Source organism: Mycolicibacterium arenosum (assembly GCF_024320865.1).
Classification (GTDB): domain Bacteria; phylum Actinomycetota; class Actinomycetes; order Mycobacteriales; family Mycobacteriaceae; genus Mycobacterium; species Mycobacterium arenosum.
In genome coordinates this window covers 14331-36665 of the sequence record NZ_JANDBD010000015.1, presented here as the reverse complement: position 1 = coordinate 36665, position 22335 = coordinate 14331, and the positions used below count along the sequence as shown (strand labels likewise).

At 69.2% G+C, this 22335-nt stretch carries 23 protein-coding genes; 17 read left to right on the top strand and 6 right to left on the bottom strand.

The features are described from left to right. Positions 1–69 precede the first annotated feature (69 nt). Genes infB through NM203_RS28835 form a run of 4 tightly spaced genes read left to right on the top strand, consistent with a single transcriptional unit; the run spans position 70 to position 5638 of the window. Positions 70–2850, top strand: coding sequence for a translation initiation factor IF-2 (infB, locus tag NM203_RS28850; protein WP_255064113.1), 2781 nt, complete (start codon positions 70–72; stop codon positions 2848–2850). Next, the gene (gene rbfA / locus NM203_RS28845) at positions 2850–3347 is read left to right on the top strand and encodes a 30S ribosome-binding factor RbfA (protein WP_255064112.1); all 498 of its coding nucleotides are present in this window, start codon (positions 2850–2852) and stop codon (positions 3345–3347) included. Before infB ends, rbfA begins: the two co-directional genes overlap by 1 nt. Further along, on the top strand, positions 3322–4320 hold the full coding sequence (locus tag NM203_RS28840; protein WP_255064111.1) for a DHH family phosphoesterase: 999 nt from the start codon (positions 3322–3324) through the stop codon (positions 4318–4320). Before rbfA ends, NM203_RS28840 begins: the two co-directional genes overlap by 26 nt. After that, positions 4307–5638 carry an MATE family efflux transporter gene (locus NM203_RS28835; RefSeq protein WP_255064109.1) on the top strand — a complete coding sequence of 444 codons (1332 nt, stop codon included), beginning with the start codon at positions 4307–4309 and terminating at the stop codon, positions 5636–5638. The genes NM203_RS28840 and NM203_RS28835 overlap by 14 nt, the downstream gene beginning before the upstream one ends. Here the strand turns inward: NM203_RS28835 and NM203_RS28830 are convergent. The 3 genes from NM203_RS28830 to NM203_RS28820 form a co-directional block, all read right to left on the bottom strand. Beyond that, positions 5635–6975 (bottom strand): RNA polymerase sigma factor, encoded by a 1341-nt coding sequence (locus NM203_RS28830; protein WP_255064108.1) that lies wholly within the window; start codon positions 6973–6975, stop codon positions 5635–5637. The genes NM203_RS28835 and NM203_RS28830 overlap by 4 nt on opposite strands. 32 nt (positions 6976–7007) lie before the next feature. Further along, entirely contained in the window at positions 7008–7541 is a 534-nt protein-coding gene (locus tag NM203_RS28825) for a hypothetical protein (RefSeq protein WP_255064107.1), read from the bottom strand. A gap of 154 nt (positions 7542–7695) precedes the next feature. Continuing rightward, entirely contained in the window at positions 7696–8466 is a 771-nt protein-coding gene (locus NM203_RS28820; RefSeq protein WP_255064105.1) for an enoyl-CoA hydratase, read from the bottom strand. Between the two features lie 30 nt (positions 8467–8496). Here NM203_RS28820 and NM203_RS28815 point away from each other — a divergent pair, with 30 nt between their 5' ends. Together NM203_RS28815 and NM203_RS28810 are read left to right on the top strand one after the other, a co-directional pair. Beyond that, positions 8497–8772, top strand: coding sequence for a DUF2277 domain-containing protein (locus NM203_RS28815; RefSeq protein ID WP_255064104.1), 276 nt, complete (start codon positions 8497–8499; stop codon positions 8770–8772). A 41-nt stretch (positions 8773–8813) separates the two neighbouring features. Further along, positions 8814–9317, top strand: a complete 504-nt coding sequence (locus NM203_RS28810; RefSeq protein ID WP_408633436.1) for a DUF1802 family protein — start codon at positions 8814–8816, stop codon at positions 9315–9317. Here NM203_RS28810 and NM203_RS28805 read toward each other — a convergent pair. Together NM203_RS28805 and NM203_RS28800 are read right to left on the bottom strand one after the other, a co-directional pair. Beyond that, a complete protein-coding gene (locus NM203_RS28805) occupies positions 9306–9671 on the bottom strand; it encodes an MmcQ/YjbR family DNA-binding protein (protein ID WP_255064102.1) in 366 nt (121 codons plus the stop codon). The two genes, NM203_RS28810 and NM203_RS28805, sit on opposite strands and share 12 nt — an antisense overlap. Continuing rightward, complete coding sequence (locus NM203_RS28800) at positions 9661–11310, bottom strand: CocE/NonD family hydrolase (protein WP_255064100.1); 1650 nt, start codon at positions 11308–11310, stop codon at positions 9661–9663. The genes NM203_RS28805 and NM203_RS28800 overlap by 11 nt, the downstream gene beginning before the upstream one ends. 75 nt (positions 11311–11385) lie before the next feature. Between NM203_RS28800 and NM203_RS28795 the strand changes: the two genes are divergently transcribed. Together NM203_RS28795 and NM203_RS28790 are read left to right on the top strand one after the other, a co-directional pair. Next, positions 11386–12513 carry a sulfotransferase family protein gene (locus tag NM203_RS28795; RefSeq protein ID WP_255064099.1) on the top strand — a complete coding sequence of 376 codons (1128 nt, stop codon included), beginning with the start codon at positions 11386–11388 and terminating at the stop codon, positions 12511–12513. A gap of 10 nt (positions 12514–12523) precedes the next feature. Beyond that, positions 12524–13570 carry a DUF7064 domain-containing protein gene (locus NM203_RS28790; protein ID WP_255064098.1) on the top strand — a complete coding sequence of 349 codons (1047 nt, stop codon included), beginning with the start codon at positions 12524–12526 and terminating at the stop codon, positions 13568–13570. On the opposite strand, the gene NM203_RS28785 is transcribed toward NM203_RS28790, so the two are convergent. Beyond that, positions 13558–14142 carry a DUF3558 domain-containing protein gene (locus NM203_RS28785; protein WP_255064097.1) on the bottom strand — a complete coding sequence of 195 codons (585 nt, stop codon included), beginning with the start codon at positions 14140–14142 and terminating at the stop codon, positions 13558–13560. The two genes, NM203_RS28790 and NM203_RS28785, sit on opposite strands and share 13 nt — an antisense overlap. A 121-nt stretch (positions 14143–14263) precedes the next feature. Between NM203_RS28785 and NM203_RS28780 the strand changes: the two genes are divergently transcribed. The 9 genes from NM203_RS28780 to NM203_RS28740 all read left to right on the top strand — a co-directional run bounded on the left by NM203_RS28780 (position 14264) and on the right by NM203_RS28740 (position 22250). Beyond that, complete coding sequence (locus NM203_RS28780; protein ID WP_255064095.1) at positions 14264–15217, top strand: ACP phosphodiesterase PptH; 954 nt, start codon at positions 14264–14266, stop codon at positions 15215–15217. Between the two features lie 17 nt (positions 15218–15234). Further along, the gene (gene pptT, locus NM203_RS28775; RefSeq protein ID WP_255064311.1) at positions 15235–15873 is read left to right on the top strand and encodes a 4'-phosphopantetheinyl transferase PptT; all 639 of its coding nucleotides are present in this window, start codon (positions 15235–15237) and stop codon (positions 15871–15873) included. After that, positions 15870–16760 (top strand): tRNA pseudouridine(55) synthase TruB, encoded by an 891-nt coding sequence (gene truB / locus NM203_RS28770; protein WP_255064093.1) that lies wholly within the window; start codon positions 15870–15872, stop codon positions 16758–16760. Before pptT ends, truB begins: the two co-directional genes overlap by 4 nt. An 80-nt stretch (positions 16761–16840) precedes the next feature. After that, positions 16841–17482, top strand: coding sequence for a TetR/AcrR family transcriptional regulator (locus NM203_RS28765; protein WP_255064091.1), 642 nt, complete (start codon positions 16841–16843; stop codon positions 17480–17482). 75 nt (positions 17483–17557) lie between these two features. Continuing rightward, positions 17558–18751: a lipid-transfer protein gene (locus NM203_RS28760; RefSeq protein ID WP_255064089.1), complete on the top strand. Its 1194-nt coding sequence runs from the start codon at positions 17558–17560 to the stop codon at positions 18749–18751. A 28-nt stretch (positions 18752–18779) separates the two neighbouring features. After that, positions 18780–19220, top strand: a complete 441-nt coding sequence (locus NM203_RS28755) for a type II toxin-antitoxin system Rv0910 family toxin (RefSeq protein WP_255064088.1) — start codon at positions 18780–18782, stop codon at positions 19218–19220. Next, positions 19217–20086, top strand: coding sequence for a MaoC/PaaZ C-terminal domain-containing protein (locus NM203_RS28750; RefSeq protein ID WP_255064086.1), 870 nt, complete (start codon positions 19217–19219; stop codon positions 20084–20086). The genes NM203_RS28755 and NM203_RS28750 overlap by 4 nt, the downstream gene beginning before the upstream one ends. A gap of 3 nt (positions 20087–20089) precedes the next feature. Further along, positions 20090–20992 carry an SDR family oxidoreductase gene (locus NM203_RS28745; RefSeq protein WP_255064084.1) on the top strand — a complete coding sequence of 301 codons (903 nt, stop codon included), beginning with the start codon at positions 20090–20092 and terminating at the stop codon, positions 20990–20992. Between the two features lies 1 nt (position 20993). After that, complete coding sequence (locus tag NM203_RS28740) at positions 20994–22250, top strand: acyl-CoA dehydrogenase family protein (RefSeq protein ID WP_255064082.1); 1257 nt, start codon at positions 20994–20996, stop codon at positions 22248–22250. The last annotated feature ends 85 nt before the right edge of the window (positions 22251–22335 follow it).

The window sequence follows — 22335 nt, the reverse complement described above, 5'->3', positions numbered from 1 at the left end:
GACCATGCGTCATAGCTAAAACCGAGGCGCGGCCCCACCACCGCTGTGCCTCTGCGAAGAGGAGTTGTAGTGGCAGGTAAGGCCCGCGTACACGAGTTGGCAAAGGAACTCGGTGTAACAAGCAAGGAAGTGCTCGCCCGACTTAGTGAACAGGGCGAATTCGTGAAGTCCGCGTCCTCCACTGTGGAGGCCCCCGTGGCGCGCCGGTTGCGCGAGGCGTTCGGCGGCGGTAAGCCGGGCAAGGCGCCGGCTCAGGGATCGAACGGGGCCAACGGCTCACCCGCTCCCGCCAAGCCGGCACCGAGCCCCGCGGCGAGCGCGGCCAGCGCTCCCGTTGCGCCCAAGCCGTCGGGCCCGAAGCCCGCACCCCCGGCACCCCCGGCACCCCCGCCGGCGCCGCCCCAGGCGCCCCCGGCACCCCCCGCGCCTCCGGCGGCCCCCGCCGCCAGCGAGCCCGCGCGGCCCGCTGCGGGTCCGACGCCGGGTCCCACTCCCGGTCCTCGGCCCGGCGCCCCGAAGCCCGCTGCGCGAACCCCGCGTGTCGGCAACAACCCGTTCTCGTCGCAGCAGCCGGTCGAGCGTCCGGCCCCGAGGCCGGCCGCCGGCCCCGGTGGCCCGCGGCCCGGCCCCGGTGCGGGTGGACCCCGTCCAGGCGGTGGCCCACGTCCGGGTGGCGCTTCGCCGGGCAACATGCCCCCTCGTCCGCCGGGCGCACGGCCGGGTGCCGTCGGTCGCCCCGGCGGTCCACGTCCCGGCCCCGGTGGTCGTCCCGCTCCCGGCGGTCGTCCCGGTGGTCCCGGCGGCGGTGGCGGCGGTAACTACCGCGGTGGCGGCGCCGGCGCGGGCGCCGGTGCCGGCGGCGGTGCGGCTGCCGGTGGTTTCCGCGGTCGTCCCGGCGGTGGCGGCGGTGGTCGCCCCGGTCAGCGCGGCGGTGCCGCAGGTGCCTTCGGCAGGCCGGGCGGCGCTCCGCGTCGCGGCCGTAAGTCGAAGCGGGCGAAACGCGCCGAATACGAGAACATGCAGGCACCGGTCGTCGGTGGCGTGCGGTTGCCGCACGGCAACGGAGAGACCATCCGGTTGGCCCGCGGCGCCTCGCTCGTCGACTTCGCGGACAAGATCAACGCCAACCCGGCCTCGCTGGTGCAGGCGCTGTTCAACCTCGGTGAGATGGTCACCGCCACGCAGTCGGTCGACGACTCGACACTGGAACTGCTCGGCAGTGAGATGAACTACGTCGTGCAGGTCGTGTCCCCGGAGGACGAGGACCGCGAGCTGCTGCAGTCGTTCGATCTCACCTACGGCGAGGACGAGGGCGGCGAAGACGATCTCGAGTTCCGCCCGCCGGTCGTCACCGTCATGGGTCACGTCGACCACGGCAAGACCCGACTGCTGGACACCATCCGCGACGCCACCGTCCGCGAGGGCGAGGCCGGCGGTATCACCCAGCACATCGGCGCCTACCAGGTGGCCGTCGAACACGACGGCAGCGAGCGGCCGATCACGTTCATCGACACCCCCGGTCACGAGGCGTTCACCGCCATGCGTGCCCGTGGTGCGAAGGCCACCGACATCGCGATCCTGGTGGTCGCGGCCGACGACGGCGTCATGCCGCAGACGGTGGAGGCCATCAACCACGCACAGGCGGCCGACGTGCCGATCGTGGTGGCGGTCAACAAGATCGACAAGGAGGGCGCCGACCCGACCAAGATCAGGTCGCAGCTCACCGAGTACAACCTGGTGGCCGAGGACTTCGGCGGCGACACCATGTTCGTCGACATCTCCGCGAAGCAGGGCACCAACATCGAGGCTCTCCTCGAGGCCGTGCTGCTGACCGCGGACGCGGCACTGGACCTGCGGGCCAACCCCGACATGGAGGCCCAGGGTGTGGCGATCGAGGCGCACCTCGACCGCGGCCGCGGACCCGTGGCCACCGTGCTCATCCAGCGCGGCACGCTGCGGGTCGGCGACTCGATCGTCGCCGGTGACGCGTACGGTCGCGTCCGCCGGATGGTCGACGAGCACGGCGAGGACGTCGAGGAGGCGCTGCCGTCGCGGCCCGTGCAGGTCATCGGCTTCACGTCGGTGCCCGGTGCAGGCGACAACCTGCTCGTCGTCGACGAGGACCGCATCGCCCGGCAGATCGCCGACCGGCGCAGCGCGCGCAAGCGCAACGCGTTGGCCGCGCGTACCCGCAAGCGCATCAGCCTGGACGATCTGGACGCCGCGTTGAAGGAGACGTCGCAGCTCAACCTGATCCTCAAGGGCGACAACTCCGGCACCGTCGAAGCGCTCGAGGAGGCCCTGCTGGGCATCGAGATCGACGACGAGGTGGAACTGCGCGTCATCGACCGCGGTGTCGGCGGCGTCACCGAGACCAACGTCAACCTGGCGTCGGCGTCGGACGCGATCATCATCGGGTTCAACGTGCGCGCCGAGGGCAAGGCCACCGAGCTGGCGAACCGCGAGGGCGTCGACATCCGGTACTACTCGGTGATCTACCAGGCCATCGACGAGATCCAGAGTGCGCTCAAGGGCATGCTCAAGCCGATCTACGAGGAGAAGGAACTCGGCCGCGCCGAGATCCGGGCGATCTTCCGGTCGTCCAAGGTCGGCAACATCGCCGGTTGCCTCGTCACCTCGGGCATCATGCGGCGCAACGCCAAGGCACGTCTCATCCGCGACAACGTCGTGGTCGCGGAGACCGTCACCATCTCGTCGCTGAAGCGGGAGAAGGACGACGTCACCGAGGTCCGGGACGGGTACGAGTGCGGTCTGACGATCACCTACTCCGATATCAAGGAGGGCGACGTCATCGAGGCCTACGAGCTGGTGGAGAAGGAGCGCGCCTAATGGTCGATGTCGGAAGAGCCCGTCGGCTCTCCAAGCGCATCGGCACGGTGGTTGCGTCAGCGATCGAGTTCGAGATCAAGGATCCCCCGTTGGCCTTCGTGACCGTCACGGACACGAAGGTCACGGGTGACCTTCACGACGCCACCGTGTTCTACACGGTGCGCGGCGAGACGCTCGACGAGGAACCGGACTACGCGGGCGCGGCAGCGGCACTCGAGCGGGCCAAGGGCACGCTGCGGAGCAAGGTCGGCGCCGCCACCGGTGTGCGCTTCACTCCGACGCTGTCGTTCGTGCTGGACAAGGTGCCCGACACGGCGCGGCACATGGAGGATCTGCTCGCTCGCGCCCGTGCAGCCGACGCCGATCTGGCGCGCATCCGCGAGGGTGCGACCCCCGCGGGCGATGCCGATCCGTACCGCGTGACCGCGGTCGACGACACCGAGGACGCCGGCCAGGACGTGGAGGAAACCGGTGACGACGATCGACCCGGCGACTGAGCGCCTGACGCCAGGCGACCGCGTCGACGCGACGGCGGCCGCCGCGCTGCTCGCCGCGTCGGACCGGATCGGCGTCGTGTGCCATGTGCACCCCGACGCCGACACCCTGGGTGCCGGATTGGCTCTCGCGCTGGTGCTCGAGCAGGTGGGCAAGGAGGTCGAGGTGTCGTTCGCGGCACCCGCCGATCTGCCCGAGTCGCTCGCGACGCTGCCCGGCGGACACCTGCTGGTGCCGCCGGCGGACATGCGCCGCGATCCCGATCTGGTGGTCACCGTCGACATCCCCAGCGTGAACCGGCTGGGCGCGCTTCAGGAGGTCGCCGACTCCGCGGGCCAGGTGCTGGTCATCGACCACCACGCGTCGAATCTGCTGTTCGGTACCGCCAATTACGTTGACCCATCCGCGGATTCGACGACGATGCTCGTCGCCGAACTCCTCGACGCGTGGGACAAGCCGATCGACGAGAGCGTCGCGCACTGTCTGTACGCCGGACTGACCACCGACACCGGATCGTTTCGCTGGGCCACCCCCCGTGCACATCGGCTCGCGGCGCGCCTCGTCGACCTCGGCGTCGACAACGCCGCGGTGAGCCGCGCGCTCATGGACAGCCACCCGTTCTCCTGGCTCCCCATGCTGTCGCGGGTGCTCGCATCCGCGGAGTTGCGGTCGACTGCGTTGGGCGGCAGGGGATTCGTCTACGCCGTCGTCCCGCACGCGGAGTGGGCGGCGGCGCGGCCCGAGGAGGTCGAGAGCATCGTCGACATCGTTCGCACGACACAGCAGGCCGAAGTCGCCGCGGTGTTCAAGGAGATCGAGCCGGAGCGCTGGTCGGTGTCGATGCGGGCGCGCTCCTTCGATCTCGCGACCGTGGCCAGTTCGTTCGGCGGCGGCGGGCACCGGCTCGCCGCCGGCTACTCGGCGACGGGTTCGGCCGAGGAGGTCGTGGCGGCGCTGACCGATGCCCTCGGCTGATGATCCCGACGCCGCGCCCGTCACCGGTCGTCGGATCGCCGGCCTGGCCGTGCCCGCGCTCGGCGTGCTCGCGGCAGAACCGCTCTACCTGCTCTTCGACATCGCCATCGTGGGCCGCCTCGGCGCGGTCGCGCTGGCCGGCCTCGCCATCGGCGGCCTGGTTCTGTCGCTGCTGTCCTCGCAGCTGACGTTCCTGTCGTACGGGACGACGGCGCGGTCGGCGCGCTACTTCGGCGCCGGGGACCGGGAGTCCGCCGTCGGCGAGGGCGTGCAGGCGACGTGGCTGGCCGTCGGGCTCGGGGTGCTCGTCGTCGTCGCCGTGGAAGCGGCGGCGGTTCCGCTACTCGCGGTGATCGCCGACGGCGGGGAGATCGCCGAGGAGGCGGAACCGTGGCTTCGAATAGCGATCCTCGGGGCGCCTGCGATCCTGATCTCGTTGGCGGGCAACGGCTGGATGCGCGGTGTGCAGGACACCGCGCGGCCGCTGCGCTACGTGGTGTTCGGGTTCGCCGTGTCGGCGGTGCTCTGTCCGCTGCTGGTCTACGGCTGGCTCGGGCTGCCGCGGATGGAGCTGCCGGGTTCGGCCGTGGCGAACCTCGTCGGTCAGTGGCTGGCGGCGCTGCGGTTCTGCCGCGCTCTGCTCGCCGAACGCGTGCCGTTGCGCATCCGTCCGGACGTCCTGCGCGCCCAGGTCGTGATGGGTCGCGATCTGCTGGTGCGCACCATGGCCTTTCAGGCCTGCTTCGTATCGGCCGCCGCCGTTGCGGCCCGGTTCGGCGCCGCGGCGGTGGCGGCCCACCAGGTGGTGCTGCAGCTGTGGAGCTTCCTCGCACTGGTGTTGGACTCGCTGGCCATCGCGGCCCAGTCGCTGGTCGGGGCGGCGCTGGGAGCCGGGCAGTTGGCCAATGCGAAATCGGTTGCGTGGCGGGTCACGATCTTCTCGACCATGGCCGCGACCGTGCTCGCATGTGGGTTCGCGCTCGGTGCCTCGGTACTGCCCACGCTGTTCACCGCCGACCGGTCGGTGCTCGAAGAGATCGGCGTGCCGTGGTGGTTCCTGGTGGCTCAACTCCCCATCGCGGGCATCGTGTTCGCGATCGACGGGGTGCTCCTCGGCGCAGGCGACGCCCGCTACATGCGCAACGCGACCCTCGCCAGCGCGCTGGTCGGCTTCCTCCCGCTGATCTGGCTGTCCCTGGCCTACGGCTGGGGACTGATGGGCATTTGGGCCGGCCTGACGACGTTCATGCTGCTGCGTCTGGTCTTCGTCGGCTGGCGGGCGCTGTCGGGGCGCTGGCTGGTCGGCGGCGTCTCCTAGGGGATCGGCACGGGCACCGGAACGACCGGAGTCGCCGGGACGGGGGCGATCCCCGTCGGTCCGCCCGGAACCGGTTGCGGAGGTTGGGGATTCGGCGGAGTCCATTGCGGGGGAGTCCACTGCGGGGGAGTCCACTGCGGCGGTGTCCAGGGTGGTGGGGTCGACGGAGTGGGCGCGGGTGGTTGCTCCGGCGTGGGTTCCGCGGCGGTGGGGGTGGTCGGCTCGGGGGGAGGCGCCGTCGTGACCGGGGGTGGCGGATTCGAGCGCGGGGTCTGGACGGGAGGCGGCGGAGTGGTGGCCGGCGGCGGTTGCGTGGACGGTGCGGCGGGTGGCGCGCTCACCGGCGCGGCCGGCGGGGCGAGCGTCGTGGACCGGTCGACGGGCATCACGTCGTCCGACCGCTGTGACAGGTACAGCGCACCCAGGCCGACCGCCGCCGCGAGCGCCGCGATGAACAGCGTCATCGGCACCCAGCCCGCACGGTCGCCTCGCGTGCCGCCGTCGGCGGGCAGCGCCGACGAGTGGTTGACCAGTTCGATGTCGTCGAGCGTCGCGTCGCGCAGCCACGGTGGCGCGGCTACGAACACGGGTGCGCCGCCGAGGAGCGCGGCCGGCGTCACCGCCGAGCGGCGCTGGTCCTCACAGGTGGAGCACGAATCAATATGTCGCCCAATGCGTTTGCGCATGAGCACGGTCAAGCGGCCGTCCCAGTCGGCCAGCATGGCACACAACTCCTGGCACTCGTGCGATCCGCTGCTGGCGCGTCGCGCGACCAGCAGTGCGCCCAGCGAGCGCTCGACCGTCTCGCGCATGCGGTGCACCAGGGTGTTGGCGTTGGTCTGGCTGACCCCGAGTACTTCGGCGAGTTCGGGACCGTCCAGACCGTGGCGGTAGGTCAGGTCGAGCACCTGCTGGTCCCGCTCACTCAACCCGCCGGCGGCCTCGGCGACCAGACTCGCCAACTCGCGGCGCGCCGCGAGTGCGTGCGGCTCGGGCTCGTCGGACGAGGTGTCGTAGTGCTCGGCGACGGGCGTCTCGCGACGGGTGTCGCGCATGTGGTGCAGCACCTGACCGCGCACGATCGCGTACAACCACGGACGGAGCTTGTCCGGGTCGCGCAATCCGTCGAGCGCACCGGCAGCGGTGCAGAACGCGTCGTGCACGCAGTCGGCGGCGGTGTCACGGTCGCGAAGCATGCCGCAGGCGTAATCCATCAGCCGGTCGGCGTAGCGGTCGTAGATCATTCCGAACGCCTGCTGGTCACCGCGGGCCGCCGCGGACGCCAACGCGGCGTCCGTCGGCGGTCCGTAGCGGTCGGGTTGCGGTACGGCGGTCATTATGCGGCCATTCCAGCACTCCAGTGCCGCCCTCACGGCTGAATCGTCAGGTCGGAAGGGCCGACGACGACGGGCTTCGGCGGATCGGGCTGCGCCGGAGGGACGGCTACCTTGTCGTCGGGGCCCTGCGGCAACGGCTTGGGGTCGGGCTGGGGCTCGGGCTCGGGTTGGGGCTCCGGTTCCACCGGATCAACGGGGTCGACCGGATCCTGCGGTGCGGGCGGCTGCGGGGCGGGCAGCTGTGCCGACGGTGTCGTCCACTGCGGGGCCTCGGCGGGAGTGGGCGCGGTGGCCCGCGGTGCCGCGGTCGGTGCCGGGCCGACCTTCCCCGGAGTGGACGGAACGACCGGGTCGGTCGACGAGATGGCCGACTCCACACCGCCCGGACCGACGACGGGAGCGGGATCGGGCGCACCGAAGAACAGGGCTCCGAGTCCTGCGGCGACGGCGACAGCGCAGGACGCGCCGAACAGGATCAGTGCGCCGCGGCGGGTCGGTGGCTCGTCGTCGGCGAGCGGCCTGATGACGTGCGTGGCCGAGTCGTCGACGGGGATGGTGGTGGTCACGATGTTCTCCTCAACGGTCTCACCTGCTCGGATGCAGGCGTTCGCGAATAGGAGCCACCCCACCGGGGGTGTCGCACACTTTTCGGACGACTTTTTTCGCGCTGGTCAGCCGACGCGCGCGATGAGGCGCTGCCTCACATCTCCCGGGCGGCGTTCACGGTTGCACCTGACTGCGGCCCCGTTCCATGACGGCGGCGCGGTTGGCCGCGATGTCGTCGCCCGTGGCGACCTTCATCCACTGGGTGGCGGACTGCGCCTCGATCCACAGCGAGGCGCTGGTCTGCTGCTCGTCGATACGGTGGTAGGAGTCCAGCAGCGCGCGCACGGCGCGCTGGTTGTTGCCGACGATCGAGGCCGCGACCTTTCTGGCCGCGGGGATCAACTCGTCGTGCGGAACCACCTCCGTGACCAGCCCGGCGCGCAGCGCGTCGTCGGCGGACAGGTAGTCACCGGTCAGGCTCATGCGGCGGGCGAGGCCGACGCCGACTTTCTGCGGCAGCCGCACGCTCAGCCCCCACGTTGGCAGCAGCCCGACCCTGGCGTGGGTGTCGGCGAACCGCGCGTGCTCCGAGGCGATGAGGAGGTCGCAGTACAGCGCGATCTCCAGGCCTCCGGTGACGGCGGCGCCGTTGATGGCGCCGATCACGGGCTTCGTCATCGGAGGCCACTTGGGCGAGATGTCGGGCAGGTCCGTGGTGTCGCCGAGTTCCTTGAGATCGAGGCCCGCGCAGAACACCGGGTCGGCCCCGGTGACGATGACGACGTCGACGTCGTCGTCGGCCTGCGCCTCGCGCAGTGAGCGAAAGAACCGACTGCGCAACTCCGAGGACAGCGCGTTTCGCGACTGCGGCCGGTTCAGGGTCAGCGTGCGGACGCGGTCGGTGGTGTCGATGAGCAGAACGGGTGCGGCTTCGGTCTCGGGCATGGCATCACCGTATCGACCTATGGTTGGGGCATGTGCCGCAACATCACCGAGTTGCGCGGGCTCGAGCCCGCCGCCACCGAAGACGAGATCGAGGCCGCCTCGCGTCAGTACGTCCGCAAGGTCAGCGGGATCACCCGACCGACCGCGGCGAACGAGGTCGCGTTCGAAGCCGCCGTCGCCGAGGTCACCGCGACGACCAGGCGACTGCTCGCCCAGCTGCCGCCTCGTCGTCAGCCGCCCAAGACCGTGCCTCCGCTGCGACGGCCCGAAGTGCGGGCCCGGATCGCCGCCCGCGCCTCGAAGTGAGTTCGCCGGCGCTGAAGGAGTGGAGCGCCGCGGTGCACGCGATGCTCGACGGGCGCCAGACCGTGCTGCTCCGCAAGGGCGGCATCCACGAGAAGCGCTTCGCGCTCACCGAGCCGCGGTTCGTGTTCTTCCCGACCGTCGCGCACGGGCACGCCGAGCGGGTGCGCCCGGAACACCGTGATGTGCTGGCCGACGCCGCACAGGACAGTACCGAGACCGAGGTGGTGATTCGGGCCGGGGCGGAAGTGGTTGCCGCCGTTGAGGTGAACCGCGCCGAGGGGCTCGAGGAGATCGCCGACCTGCACATCTGGACGTCCGCGTCGGTGCAGTCCGAACGCCTCGACTTCAGGCCTCGGCACCGGCTGACCGTCCTGGTGGTGCAAGCCCGCCCGCTGGTCGAGCCGGTGCGGCTGCCCCGGTTGCCCGCCTACGGGGGCTGCGTCAGCTGGGTGGATCTGCCGGTGTCCCCGCAGTGGGGTGCGCCGGTACACGGTGACGGGGCCGTGGCCGGTGTCGCCGCCAGGGTGCGGAGTTCAGTGGGGTAGCCGGTCCCCGCGGGCGGTGACCAGGGCCTCCGAGGCCGTGAGTCGCCATGCCTCGAACGTCAACTCGGCCAGTTCGTCGCGCTGGATACCCGCGAGGTGCACGACCACCCAGCCGAAAGTGCCGGTGGTGAACTGCACCTCGAACACCGACGGGCGTTCCGCGACGAGTGCGCGCTGTTCCTCGATGGTCTGCCGCAGTCCGACGGTCGTGGTCTCCGGCCACAGGTAGCCCAGGGTGCGGCCCGAGACGGCGAACTTCGCGTACGTGCTGTGGTCGGTTCGCGCGACATCGTCGAGTTGGTCGATCAGATCGGTGAAATCGGCGATGCCGCAGCCGGAACGCCTACGCGCCATGCGTCGGCGGTGGGGTGTCGCCGATCGGCAGGATCAGCCGCGACTGACCACCCGCGCCGTGGTGAACGAAGTGCGTCGCGGGTTTCATCGACCGCCCACTGATGACCGGTTCGCCGGTGCCCAGGTTGCGCGCGAAGCGCGGATGTGAGCCGCCCGCCACCATGACCCGGATCCGCGAGCCCGCGCTGAACCGGTAGGCGACGTCGTCGAGTTCCAGCCGCAGGGTGTCGGAATCGCCTGTGAGCCTGCGGAATCCGTCGGTGACGTTGCGTGAGCGGCCGTCGGAATCGACCTCGCTGATGCGGACGAACACGTCGTTGTTCGGGTTGTCGCAGGTGTGCGCGAGTTCGACTACCGGGGTCCCGACGAGATACAGGTCCGAGGGCAGCGGTTCGCCGATGAAGTCGAGCACGTCGGCTCGAAGCGCCAGGGCCCCGTCGCTGCGGTAGCCGCCCTCGGGGGACAGCAGCCTGCCGCCGAGTGTGGGCGTCGGATCAGCGGGGTCGAACGTGAACGACGACGGCGGCGCGGAATCCGGGGCCGGTTGCTCCGAAAGGCGATGGGCGGGCTGCAGATACAGCGTGCGCTCGGTCATCGGTGGCGCCCAGTCCGGTAGGTCCATCCAGCCGTGCTCGGCGATCTCGACGCGAACCGGACTCCGCGGCGGGGCCGGGTTACCGCCGAGGTGCTCGTCGAGCCAGGCGAGTGACTCGCGGAGCACCGTCGGCGCCGCTTTGGTCATGATCTGCGTGTGCGTCCACGCGCCCACGGTCAGGGCCGTGGTCACGCCGCGGTCGCGCAGGCGCCGGTACTGGTGGATGGTCTGGTCGAGGAAGAGGTCCTGCCAGCCGCCGATCAGCAGCACCGGTACGTCGACGCGGTCCAGCGCGTCGGCGACGCGAAGGTCGTCCCAGAACGGGTCGTCGGCCTCGGGGTGTTCGAGCCAGGACTCGTACCAGGTGGCGCCGTCGCGCAACAGCGCCCGGCCCGTGTCGCCGAGCGGGAGTTGGCCCGTGGTCCTGGCCAGGCCGCGGCGCGAGGAGACCTGTCGGATCCCGGCGCGCAGTCGGCCACCCTCCTCCTGATGGGCGACCATGTCGCTCCAGCCGAGGAAGTCGTTGAGGGAGAACGATCCGGTGCCCCACGACGAGGTGTTGAAGTCGTGCGGGCCGACGCTGATGATCGCGGCCGTCAGTTCGGGCGGCGGATCCGTGAGCAGCGCCCACTGGGTGAATCCGAGGTAGGACAGTCCCAGGGTGGCGAAGGTGCCGGTGAACCACGGCTGTTCGCGTAGCCACGTCACCGTGTCCGCGCCGTCGGCGACTTCGTTGACCATCGGCGTGAACTCGCCGCCGGAGCCGAACGTGCCGCGCACGCTTTGAATCACGACGTGATAGCCGCGTGCCGCGTACACCGCGCCGAACAGCGTCGCGAACGGGAAGCCGCGTCCGTACGGGCAGCGGACCAGCAGCGTGCCGGACGGCGTCGCCGTGTCGGGCACGTAGTGCGATGCGAGCAGTTCGACACCGTCGCGCATCGGGACGCGCACGCCGCGGCGCACGGTGAAGGTCGTCGTCGGAGGGGGGATCTCGAAACGTCGGGCCAGCAGTCGTGAGGCCACTTTCGCTACGCGGGACACGCTTGCAGGCTACGCATCTTGACGGACTCCGCAATTAGCGGCAGTGTACTGTCTCGAATCACCAGGAGGTGCGGCGTGGCGTCATCCGGCGAGCTGATGAGAGCGGCCGTTCGCCACACCGGACTGACCGACTTCGGTGACGACGCCTTCCGCGAGGGCCTGGACATCCTGGTGCGCGGGCTGACCGCAGCGCGGCTCAACGCCCGCGGTGAGGGTTTCGTCTACCCGCTGATCATCGGATATCTCGAGCAGCGACTGCACGTCGAGGACTGGTACCGACGGCACCCGGAGACCGACGACATCGAGATCACCGCGCCGCTGTTCGGGCTCGGGCTGCCGCGGACGGGATCGACGGCGCTGTCCTGCCTGCTGGCACAGGATCCGAACGTGCGCTACCTGCGCCGGTGGGAGTCGGCGCGGCCCTGCCCGCCGGCGTCGACCGTGCAGGGCGTGGATCCGCGCATCCCCGTCGACGAGAAGATCCTGGTCGGCAGCCGATTCCACGTCCCGCACAACACCCACGATCCTTCTGAGTGCCTCGACCTGATGGCGATGGACTTCAGGTCGCAGATCTTCCAGGCGTTCGCCGAGATCCCGGAGTACTCCGAATGGCTGGTGTCGGGTGCGGATTTCACCTCGACCTACCGTTTCGAGGAGCGGGTGCTCAAGCTGATGCAGTTCGGCGAGCCGAATCGCCCGTGGCGGCTGAAGTCGCCGTCGCACGTGCTGTCGCTCGACGCCCTGAACACGGTGTTCCCCGACGCCCGCTTCGTGATGACGCACCGAGATCCGACCGACGTGTTGCTGTCGGTCGTCGAGTTGTACGCGGACATGGTCGGCGGCTTCAGTGACCGGCTGGACCGACCGTACCTCGGCAGACTGAACGTCGAACAGTGGTCGACGGGCATGGCGCGGACAGTGGCGTTTCGCGAGGCCGGGGCGGGAAACCGCTTCTACGACATCGACTTCCGGGCCATCCAAGCCGATCCCATCGGTGAGGTGTGCGGACTCTACGCGTGGCTCGGCGAGGATGTCGGCGACGTCTTCGAACAGCAGATGGCCAGTTGGTGGGAGCACAACGCGGCAACCAGAGAGCCCAGCGTGCGCGCGGACCCGGCGGATTTCGACCTCGATCTCGATGCGATCCGGCCGCTCTTCGCCGACTACGTCGAGCGCGCAGGTGAGTGGACACGGAAGGGATGACAACGCGCACATGGCGATTGATCTGAGGGGCGGTATCGACCCGCAGCGCGAACTGACCTTCGCCGAACGGCCCGACAACCCGGAGATGCGCGACTCGGTCAGCTTCTGGGTGTTCGATGACGCGGGTGACCTCGGCCTGCCGCGAGTCGGCATCGAGGCGCTCGCCGAGAACTGGGGCGCGCACGCGGTCCAGGTCAACGTCGCGTTCCCGGACGGTCGGGTGTACCGCACCCGCGAGGACGGGGCCAGCTGGTCACCGTTCGGCGAGGACGGCAGGCCGACGATCCTGGGCGGTGGGCCGCTGGCATTCGAATGCGTACGCGAATTCGACACGTGGCGAATGACTTTCGATGGTCAGCTGACGCGAACGTCGTCGGCCGCTCTGGTGAACGGTCGCAAGACGGGACCGCTCGTCGACGCGCGGTTCGAGGTGGAGGCGGTGCTCGCCGTGCCGCCCTGGGTGCAGCAGGCGGAGAAGTCGGTGGTCGGTGACCTGATGGGCGGCCCGCGCTACGAACAGCTGTTCCGGGCGCGCGGCACGCTCGAGGTCGACGGTGCGGAGAGGACGTTCACCGGCAGCGGTCTGCGCATCCGCCGACAGGGCGTACGCAAGCTCGAGGGCTTCTGGGGACACTGCTGGCAGTCGGCGCTGTTCCCCGGCGGCCGCGCCTTCGGCTACATCGCCTATCCACCGCGGCCCGACGGCGAGCCGACGTTCAACGAGGGCTACCTGTTCACCGGGGACGGCGAGTTGATCCCCGCCCGCGCCGTCGAGGCGCCGTGGCTCCGCCGGCTGCAGCCGCTCGGCGAGGACGTCTCCGTCGTACTGGAGACCGCCGATGGGCGGGTCCGCATCGAGGGCGAGACGGTGCTGTCGACCCACGACATCACCGATCCCGCCGACGTCCCCGAGGAGATGGCGGCGATGCTGGCCAACTGGACGTTCCCCGCACTGCAGCAGGCCGGCGTGCGCTACACGTGGGACGGCGAGCAGAGCTACGGCATGCTCGAGCGCTCGATCCCGAGAGACCAGCTGGAGGCGAGTCAGAACGTGTAGTACGGCGCCAGTTCGTTCGCCCGCTGCATGTTGACCTGCAGGCAGTCGGGGGCGGTGGGGGAGTAGATCGGCGAGTAGAACACCGACTGCTGGATGACCCCGTAGCTGGTCTTGAACGCGATCATGCAGGTGATCCACCAACGGTCGTTCCAGTCGGTGGGCTTCATGATCCAGTACTGCGCGGCGCGATGGCCGGCGATGTCCAGCTCGACGGCGTCGGCGGGCAGCGTCTGCTCGTACGTTCGCCAGACGAACGCTTCGACGGCCATCTGGTAGTTGCCCGCATCGAGGTGGCAGCGCAGCCCGTCCTCCGGCTGGGGCGGGGTGAACGCCAAGCCCAGCCGCTCGTACACGTCGTACGGGATGTCCTCACACGCGTGGAACGGGCGGGGGTCGACGGTTTCGATGACAGGCCACTTGATGGTGGTGGAGACGTTGTTGACCGGCAGTGATGTGGGAATGCGCTGAGCGTGCAGCCCGGCGGCGGGGCCCGCGGGGTTGGTCTGCCACACCACGACCACGGCCGCGATCAGTGCACACAGCGCCGCAGCCAGGCGCAGTTTGGCAGCCAATGGGAGCTCCCGTCCTCTGTTTACGTCGTCCGCTGTTCCGGGGAGTGTACAAGTCCCGCGCGAGAACGTGTTCTAGTTGCCGATCCTGCCGTCCGGCCGGCGCTGGGTACGCTGGTCGGTTGTGTCACGAGAACAGCGCGCTCCGACTCTCTGGGCGATCAGTGACCTCCACATCGGGCACACCGGCAACAAGCCCGTCACCGAGTCCCTGCATCCCGCGACACCGGACGACTGGCTGATCGTCGCCGGTGACGTCGCGGAGCGGACCGATGAGATCCGATGGTCACTCGATCTGCTGCGGAAACGCTTCGCCAAGGTCATCTGGGTGCCCGGCAACCACGAGCTGTGGACCACCAACAAGGACCCGATGCAGATCTTCGGGCAGGCGCGTTACGACTACCTGGTCAACATGTGCGACGAGATGGGCATCGTCACGCCCGAGCACCCGTTCCCGGTGTGGACCGAGGAGGGTGGCCCGGCGACGATCGTGCCGATGTTCCTGCTCTACGACTACTCGTTCCTGCCCGAGGGCACGGCGACGAAGGCCGAGGGGCTGGCCGTCGCCCGCGAGCGCAACGTCGTCGGCACCGACGAGTTCCTGCTGTCGTCGGAGCCGTACGCCACTCGCGACGCGTGGTGCCGCGACCGGGTGACCCAGACGCGGAAGAAGCTCGAGGACCTCGACTGGATGACGCCCAACATCCTCGTCAACCACTTCCCGCTGGTGCGCGAACCGTGCGACGCGATGTTCTACCCCGAGTTCGCGCTGTGGTGCGGCACCACAGCGACCAAGGACTGGCACACCCGCTACAACGCGCTGTGCTCGGTCTACGGCCATCTGCACATCCCGCGCACCACGTGGTACGACGGCGTGCGCTTCGAGGAGGTCTCGGTGGGCTATCCGCGAGAGTGGCGGCGCCGCAAGCCGTATCGATGGCTGCGCCAGATCCTGCCCGACCCGAAGTACCCGCCGGGCTATCTCAACGAGTTCGGCGGCCACTTCGAGATCTCCGCCGAGATGCGGGAGAACGCGCAGAAGATGCAGCAGCGGATCGCGGACAGGCGGACCAAGTGAGTCTGCTGGCCGCCGTCATGCCCGCGGCGGTGGCGACCGCCGAACTGTACGACGACCCCGCCGATCTCGCGCCGCTGCCGGAGGAGGAGCCGCTGATCGCGCGGTCGGTGGCCAAGCGGCGTAACGAGTTCATCACCGTGCGCCACTGCGCGCGCCAGGCGCTCGGCGAGTTGGGGCTGCCGCCGGCTCCAATCCTCAAGGGCGAGAAGGGCGAACCCTGCTGGCCCGACGGCGTCGTCGGGAGCCTCACCCACTGCGAGGGCTTCCGCGGTGCCGTCGTGGGGCGTCGCGACGACGTGCGCTCGCTCGGTATCGACGCCGAACCGCACGACGTCCTGCCCAAGGGCGTGCTGGACGCGATCAGCCTGCCCGCCGAGCGCGGGGAGCTGTCGGCGCTGCCCGGTGGGCTGCACTGGGACCGGATCCTGTTCTGCGCCAAGGAGGCCACCTATAAGGCGTGGTTCCCGCTGACGCATCGCTGGTTGGGCTTCGAGGACGCCCACATCGCCTTCGAGGTGGACGCGTCGGGTGATACCGGCACGTTCCGATCGCGCATCCTCGTCGACCCGGCCGCCGAGTCCGGCCCGCCGCTGACGTCGCTGACCGGACGGTGGACGGTGCGCAACGGTCTCGCGCTCACGGCGATCGTGCTGTGACGTCCGCTCCCGAGCCGGGATTGGTCATCGTCGACAAGCCCGCGGGCATGACGAGCCACGACGTCGTCGGTCGGTGCAGGCGCTACTTCGGCACCCGGAAGGTCGGCCACGCGGGAACCCTCGACCCGATGGCGACCGGCGTGCTGGTCATCGGCATCGAGCGGGCCACCAAGCTGCTCGGCCTGCTGACCGCGACCGACAAGACCTACACCGCGACGATCCGACTCGGCCAGACGACGTCGACGGATGATGCGGAAGGCGAAGTGCGGCAGACGGTTCCGGCCGGAGGCATCGGTGCTGACGCCATCGAGTCGGCGATCGCCGCGCAGCGGGGTGAGATCGACCAGGTGCCGTCGGCCGTCAGTGCGATCAAGGTGGCCGGTGAGCGCGCCTACAAGTTGGCCCGTGAGGGCAGGACGGTCGAGTTGGCGGCGCGCCGCGTCCGCATCGAGCGGTTCGACGTGCTGGAGATGCGGCGGTCGGCCGACTTCACCGACCTCGACGTCGAGGTGGAGTGCTCGTCGGGCACCTACATCCGGGCGCTGGCCCGTGACGTCGGTGCCGCTCTCGGCGTCGGAGGGCATTTGACGGCGTTGCGGCGCACCAGGGTCGGCCGGTACGGCCTCGACGAGGCGCGCACGCTCGACGCGCTGGCGGAGTCGCCGCGTCTGAGCCATTCGCTGGACGAGGCGTGCCTGCTCGGCTTCCCGCGACGCGACCTCAGCGCCGACGAGGTGGTCGCGGTAGGTCACGGCAGGGCACTGCGTGCGGCGGGCGTGGATGGAATCTACGCGGCGACGGCCCCAGACGGTCGGGTGATCGCTCTGCTCTCCGACGAGGGCGCGGGCACTCGGTCGGTGACCGTGTTGCGCCCGGCGACGCTGTAGCTCACCGCTCGCAGGCTCGAAACTTTACCAACTGTCCGGTATGTCACTTGCCAGCTTGGGCCCGCGAGTAACCTCAAGCGATGACCTCGAGCGGTGGTGCCGGGACCACACGGCGAACTCAGGCGGAGCGAACCGCCGCCATGCGCACACGCCTGCTCGACGCGACCGTCCAGTGCCTGGTCACCTACGGCTACGCGGGCACCACGACGCACAAGGTCGCCGAGGTCGCGGGTGTCACACGCGGCGCGCAGGTGCATCACTTCCCGTCACGGGAGGCGCTGGTGGTCGCGGCCATCGAGCACCTCGCCGAGCAGCGCACGCAGGCGGCCATCCGCGAACTGGGCCGCGTGCAGCACACGCCAGACCCGATCGCGACGGCACTCGACTACCTCTGGGAATCGCACCAGGGCCCCATTTTCGCTGCCACCGTTGAACTCTGGATCGCTGCGCGCACCGATCCGGTGCTCGCCGAGCAGGTCCATCGCGTGGAACCCATCGTCAACGGGGCCCTGATCGGGGCGATTGCTCAGCTGCTGCCCGAGCGACCCGCGCAGCGGGGGTTGCGCGACGCCGCCTACACCGCGATGGACGTCCTGCGCGGCATCCTGGTGGCCAGCTTCGCCGACCCGGACCCGACGCGGGCCCGACGGCGCTGGGACCGCGCGTGCGTCTACCTGCGCGCAATGCTCCTCGACGCCCTCGGTGACGACCGCCTCACCTAGCCCCGTCTCCCACGCCACTTCGGGCTCCTTCGCGCCTTCTTGAAAAGAAACAGACCAGTCGGTATGTTTCTTCTCATGAGTTCGCAGAGAGTGTTCGTGATCGGCGTGGGCATGACGAAGTTCGAGAAACCGGGCCGGAAGGACAACTGGGACTACCCGGACATGGCTCGGGAGTCGGGGACGAAAGCGCTGGCGGATGCCGGCATCGACTACGCCCTGGTCGACGAGGCCTACGTCGGTTACGTGTACGGCGAGTCCACGTCGGGTCAGCGCGCGGTCTACGAACTCGGGCTGTCGGGCATCCCGGTGGTCAACGTCAACAACAACTGCTCGACGGGCTCGACCGCGCTGTACCTCGCCGCCAGGGCGATCCGGGGCGGACTGGCGCAGTGCACGCTCGCCCTCGGGTTCGAGAAGATGCAACCGGGTTCACTCGGCTCCACCTACGACGATCGCGTCAATCCGATGGACAAGCACATCCTCGCGATGGCCGAGATCTCCGAGGTGCTGTTCCCGCCCGCGCCGTGGATGTTCGGCGCAGCCGGGCGCGAGCATATGCAGCAATACGGAAGCACGGCAGAGCATTTCGCGAAGATCGGCTACAAGAACCACAAGCACTCGGTGAACAACCCGTACGCGCAGTTCCAGGAGGAGTACACGCTCGACGACATCCTGGCCGCGAAGATGATCTACGACCCGCTGACCAAGCTGCAGTGCTCGCCGACCTCCGACGGCTCTGGCGCGGCGATCCTCGCCGGTGAGGACTTCGTCGACAGGCACGGATTGGCGGGCCGGGCCGTCGAGATCGTCGGGCAGGCGATGACCACCGACTACGAGAACTCCTTCGACGGCACCTGTAAGGGGCTCATCGGATACCACATGAACGTCCAAGCCGCACAACAGGTGTACGCCCAGTCGGGACTCGGCCCCGAGGACTTCCAGGTCATCGAGCTGCACGACTGCTTCTCCGCCAACGAGCTGCTGCTGTACGAGGCGCTCGGCCTGTGCGACGAGGGCGAGGCCCACAAGCTGATCGACGACAACCAGACGACCTACGGCGGCCGCTGGGTGGTCAACCCGTCGGGCGGATTGATCTCCAAGGGCCACCCCCTCGGCGCCACCGGGCTCGCGCAGTGCGCCGAGCTCACCTGGCAGCTGCGCGGTGCCGCCGACAAGCGTCAGGTCGACAACGTCACCGCGGCCCTGCAGCACAACATCGGCCTCGGCGGCGCCGCCGTCGTGACGGCCTACCAGCGCGCCGAGCGCTGACCAACCGACACCAACAAAGGAGACACTCATGGGACACATCGAAGCCAGCCGCACCCTGTCGGCGACCCCCGACGCACTGTGGGTCACCGTCGCGAATCCGAGCACGTGGGGGGAGTGGTTCACCGTGCACGACAAGTGGATGGAGGAGCCGCCCGCCACCCTCACCGAGGGCACCAGGCTGTCGGCCAAGATCGTCATGCTCGGCATGGCCAACAAGATCGACTGGACGATCGAGTCCGTCGAAGCGCCGTCTCGGCTGGTGCTGACCGGTACTGGAATGGCAGGCGTGAAGGCGACGTTCGAGTTCACGATCGTGCCGGAGGGCGCCGGATCGACGTTCACGGTTGCGGGTGATTTCGAGGGCGCGCTGGTCAAGGGAGCGCTCGCCAAGGCCGTCGAGAAGGACGGTGTCAAGCAACTCGACAAGAGCCTCGACGCGCTCGACTCGCTCGCATCGGCCGCCGCGTGAGCGCGGTGCACGATCTCGGCGAACTGGAGTTCGACGACAGCGGCATCGACAAGTGGACCGACGAGGAGCACTTCGAGGTCACTGCTGAGCGGCTCGCCGAATACGCCGCGGCCACCAACGATCCCATCGAAGCGCACCGGTCGGGAGCCGTCGCACCTCCGGTGTTCGGCATCGTGCCGGTGTTCGAGGCGCTGCTCATCCCCGCCGTGGACGTCCTGCCGGTGGAGCTCATACCGCGAGTGGTGCACGGCGAGCAGGACTTCCACTTCCATCGACCCATCAGGCCGGGCGACAGGCTGGTATCGCGCGGCAAGATGATCGGCTACGAGGGTTTGGATAACGGCACCCGCGCGGCGATCGTGCTCGAATGCCGCACGGAGGACGGCGAACTGGTCAACGAGCAGTACGTCACCACCTTCATCCGCGGGTACAACGTGGGCAGGTCGGTCGGGACCCTGAGCCCCGACCACAGGTTCGACGAGGCACTGCGCGACCGGGAACCCGTCGCGGTGGTCCGCCAGCACGTCGACGAGGACCAGACGTTCCGGTACTCGCCGGCGTCGGGTGATCCGATGCCGATCCACCTCGACGTGGACATCGCGAAGTCGGCCGGTCTGCCGGGCATCATCGCCCACGGTCTGTGCACGATGGCCTTCACGTCGTGGGCCGTGCTCACCGGGGTGGCCGACTCGGACGTCAACCGGCTCAAGCGATTCGCCGTGCGGTTCTCCAAGATGGTCATCCCCGGCGACGACCTGGAGACACGGATCTGGCAGAAGGACGCCGGCACCTTCGCATTCGAAACCACCAGGGTCGGCAGTGGCGAGCGGGCCATCACCGACGGACTAGCAGAGATCGGAGTGTAGACAATGGGACAACTCGACGGCCGCGTCGCGGTCATCAGCGGCGCCGGGCGCGGTATCGGGCGGGAGCACGCGCTGCTGTTCGCACGCGAGGGTGCCAGCGTCGTCGTCAACGACCTCGGCGGAAGCAACGGAGGGGAGGGCGCAGACGTCGGACCCGCTCAGGGGGTCGTGGACGAGATCCGCGCTGCGGGCGGCACCGCCGTCGCCAACACCGAGAACATCGGCACCTGGGCCGGGGCCGGGTCGCTCGTGCAGCAGGCGATCGACGAGTTCGGCAGGCTCGACGTGCTGGTGAACAACGCGGGCATCCTGCGCGACGGCTTCATCGCGACGTTGTCGGAGGCCGACTGGGACGCGGTGATCACGGTCCACCTCAAGGGACACTTCCTGCTCCTGCGGCACGCCGCCGAGTACTGGAAGGCGCAGTCCAAGGCGGGCGACCAACCGATCGCGTCGGTGATCAACACGGCATCCGGTTCCGGTACGACGATTCCCAACGCCGGCCAGGTCAACTACGGCTCGGCTAAGGCGGGAATCGCGGCGATGACACTCGTCGCCGCCGACGAACTCGAACGGTACGGCGTGCGGGTCAACGCGATCGCCCCGATCGCGCGGACCCGGCTCACCCTGGCCACGCCCGGCATGGGCGCGCTGATGTCCGAACCCGAGGACGGGGAGGTCGACCTCTTCGCCCCTGCCAACATCTCTCCACTCGTCGCCTATCTGGCGACGGAGAAGTGCCCGATCACCGGGCGGGTGTACGCGGTTCAGGGCGGCGCGATCTCGCAGTTGGCCGGCTGGCACGACGTCGAGACCATCGAGACCGACGACGTGTGGCAGATCGACGACATCGCGGAGAGGCTGCCCCTCTTGGGGCGGGAGCGTAGCGACCGGGGGATTGCCTGAGATGTTCGAATGGTCCGACACCGACATCATCATGCGCGACACCGTGCGCGACTTCATCGACAAGGAGATCCGCCCGAACCTCGACGGTCTCGAAAGCGGTGAGCTGTCCCCGTATCCGATCGCGCGAAAGCTGTTCAGCGAGTTCGGGCTCGACGTGAAGGCCGCCGACGCCGTCAAGACCATGCTGGACAGGGAGCGCGCCACACAGGAGGGGACGTCGGACACGGCTGGGAAGAGGTCCGGCGGCGGCCTCGGCGATATCGGCGCTCAGGCGTCGATGGCGGTGGCGATGGTGTCCGAACTCGCCGGCGTCAGCATCGGCCTGATCAGCACGTTCGGCGTCAGCCTCGGTCTCGGCGCGGCGACGATCATGAGCCGTGGCACGTTGGCGCAGAAGGAACGCTGGCTGCCGGAGTTGATGACGCTCGAGAAGATTGCGGCGTGGGCGATCACCGAGCCCGACGCGGGGTCGGATGCGTTCGGCGGCATGAAGACCTACGTCAGGCGCGATGGGGAGGATTACGTTCTCAACGGCCAGAAGACGTTCATCACGAACGGTCCGAACGCCGATGTCCTGGTGGTGTACGCGAAGCTCGACGAGGGAGGCGGCGCCGGCGCGGACAAGCGGGACCGCAGGGTGCTGACCTTCGTGCTCGACTCGGGCATGCCGGGCCTCACGCAGGGCAAGCCCTTCAAGAAGATGGGCATGATGAGCTCGCCGACCGGTGAGCTGTTCTTCGACGACGTTCGGCTGACCCCGGACCGGCTGCTGGGGGAGACCGAAGACCACACCGGCGGCGACGGTCGCGACAGCGCGCGGGCCAACTTCGTCGCCGAGCGGGTCGGTATCGCGGTGATGTCGCTCGGCATCATCAACGAGTGCCACCGCCTGTGTGTGGACTACGCGAAGAGTCGCACGCTGTGGGGTGGGGAGATCGGTCGGTTTCAGCTGATCCAGCTGAAGCTGGCGAAGATGGAAGTCGCCCGAATCAACGTGCAGAACATGGTCTTTCAGACCCTCGAACGGCTGAAAGCCGGTAAGTTGCCCACGCTGGGCGAAGCGTCGGCGATCAAGTGGTACTCGTCGGAGGTGGCGACCGAGGTAGCCATGGACGCGGTGCAGCTGTTCGGCGGCAACGGATACATGGCCGAGTACCGGGTCGAGCAGCTCGCCCGCGACGCGAAGTCGCTGATGATCTACGCCGGCAGCAACGAAGTCCAGATCACCCACGTAGCCAAGGGCCTGCTGACTGGATGATCACGCCGACAGCCGAACTGAGGCGCAAGCCCATTGCCGAGAAGTACGCGGACGTGATCGACCGTGTTCACGACGAGGCTCGGAA

What these genes read in the sequence shown, in the direction of transcription:
- rbfA (WP_255064112.1), top strand. Translation starts at nt 2,850, where the DNA reads ATGGTCGATGTCGGAAGAGCCCGTCGGCTCTCCAAGCGCATCGGCACG.
- NM203_RS28835 (WP_255064109.1), top strand. Translation starts at nt 4,307, where the DNA reads ATGCCCTCGGCTGATGATCCCGACGCCGCGCCCGTCACCGGTCGTCGG.
- NM203_RS28830 (WP_255064108.1), bottom strand. Translation starts at nt 6,975, where the DNA reads ATGACCGCCGTACCGCAACCCGACCGCTACGGACCGCCGACGGACGCC.
- NM203_RS28820 (WP_255064105.1), bottom strand. Translation starts at nt 8,466, where the DNA reads ATGCCCGAGACCGAAGCCGCACCCGTTCTGCTCATCGACACCACCGAC.
- NM203_RS28815 (WP_255064104.1), top strand. Translation starts at nt 8,497, where the DNA reads ATGTGCCGCAACATCACCGAGTTGCGCGGGCTCGAGCCCGCCGCCACC.
- NM203_RS28810 (WP_408633436.1), top strand. Translation starts at nt 8,814, where the DNA reads ATGCTCGACGGGCGCCAGACCGTGCTGCTCCGCAAGGGCGGCATCCAC.
- NM203_RS28805 (WP_255064102.1), bottom strand. Translation starts at nt 9,671, where the DNA reads ATGGCGCGTAGGCGTTCCGGCTGCGGCATCGCCGATTTCACCGATCTG.
- NM203_RS28790 (WP_255064098.1), top strand. Translation starts at nt 12,524, where the DNA reads ATGGCGATTGATCTGAGGGGCGGTATCGACCCGCAGCGCGAACTGACC.
- pptT (WP_255064311.1), top strand. Translation starts at nt 15,235, where the DNA reads ATGCCCGCGGCGGTGGCGACCGCCGAACTGTACGACGACCCCGCCGAT.
- NM203_RS28765 (WP_255064091.1), top strand. Translation starts at nt 16,841, where the DNA reads ATGACCTCGAGCGGTGGTGCCGGGACCACACGGCGAACTCAGGCGGAG.
- NM203_RS28760 (WP_255064089.1), top strand. Translation starts at nt 17,558, where the DNA reads ATGAGTTCGCAGAGAGTGTTCGTGATCGGCGTGGGCATGACGAAGTTC.
- NM203_RS28755 (WP_255064088.1), top strand. Translation starts at nt 18,780, where the DNA reads ATGGGACACATCGAAGCCAGCCGCACCCTGTCGGCGACCCCCGACGCA.
- NM203_RS28745 (WP_255064084.1), top strand. Translation starts at nt 20,090, where the DNA reads ATGGGACAACTCGACGGCCGCGTCGCGGTCATCAGCGGCGCCGGGCGC.
- NM203_RS28740 (WP_255064082.1), top strand. Translation starts at nt 20,994, where the DNA reads ATGTTCGAATGGTCCGACACCGACATCATCATGCGCGACACCGTGCGC.